The organism is Pseudomonas sp. 14A, from assembly GCF_018132745.1.
GTDB classification, from domain to species: Bacteria; Pseudomonadota; Gammaproteobacteria; order Pseudomonadales; family Pseudomonadaceae; genus Aquipseudomonas; species Aquipseudomonas mercuritolerans.
On sequence record NZ_JAGRQJ010000005.1, the window covers coordinates 1 to 1,304 of the forward strand.

At 62.3% G+C, this 1,304-nt stretch carries 1 pseudogene; it reads left to right on the forward strand.

Annotated features, from left to right (window positions below):
* Positions 1 to 1,304: pseudogene (locus tag PS14A_RS07470) on the forward strand (RHS repeat protein); the annotation flags it as partial.

Here is a 1,304-nt window from a genome sequence, read left to right on the forward strand (position 1 = left end):
GGCGCGGTCACCGAATACCGCTACGACGAACTCGGACGGCTGATCGCGCTGATTCCGCCGGACGATGCGCCAACGTCCTACGAGTACCGCAACGGTTTTCTCTACAAGCGTTGCCGTGGTGATGCGGTGTGGATCTACCGACGCAACGCTGAAGGCGCCGTCACCGAAGCGGTCGATCCCGACGGCCAGGTCACGCATTACTACTACAACCTGCGCGGGCAGTTGCTGTCGCTGCGCTATCCGGACAGCAGCCGCCACCGCTGGGTGTGGAACGAGCTCGGCCAGCTCATCGAAGAAACCCTGCCCGATGGCGGCGTGCGGCGCTTTTCCTACGATGCACTGGGCCGGCGGATTACCACTCAGGACGAATTTGGTGTTGTCAGTCGTCAGCAGTGGGACGCCGCCGGCCGACTGATCCTGACGACTTCTCCTACGGGCAGCACGCGCGCCTACAGCTACGGCGCCTACGGCCAGATCACCGCCGAACGCGATGAACTCGGGCGCATCACCCGCTATGAATATGACGATGATTTGCACCTGGTCTCGCGGCGGATCAATCCTGACGGCACCCGCGTGCAGTACCGCTACGACCATGCGCGGCTGTTGCTGACCGAGATTGAAAACGAATCGGGCGAAAAGTACCGACTGGATTACACGCCGACCGGATTGATTCGACAGGAAACCGGGTTTGATGGGCGGCGCACCGCGTACGTTTACGACCTCAATGGTCATCTGCTGGAAAAGACCGAGTTTGGTGATTTCGGCCCCAGTCTGGTTACCCAATACGAGCGCGACAGGGCCGGGCGTTTGCTCGTCAAAACCCTGCCAGACGGGATCAAAGTCCGCTACGACTACGACCGCCTCGGTCGATTGGTTGCCGTCGATGACGGCCAGAACCATCCGCTGGCCTTCGAGTACGACCGTCAGGATCGCTTGATCACCGAGCATCAGGGCTGGGGCACCTTGCGCTACGCCTATGACGCGTGCGGCCAGCTCAAACGCCTGCGCCTGCCGGACAACAGCAAGCTCGATTACCACTATGCCAAGGGCGGTGCGCTGAGCGCCATCGACCTCAACGGCACGCCGCTCACGCGCCACGTCTACCACTGCGGTCGCGAACAGCAACGCCAGCAGGGTCTGCTGCTCAGCGAATATTCCTACGACGATCAGGGCCGCTTGCTCGCCCATGCTGTAGGCCATCGCCACGCTTCGCTGTACCGCCGCGATTATGCCTACAGCGCCAACGGCAATCTCGAGCACATCGCCGACAGCCGCCACGGCCAGCGCACCTACGGCTACGACGC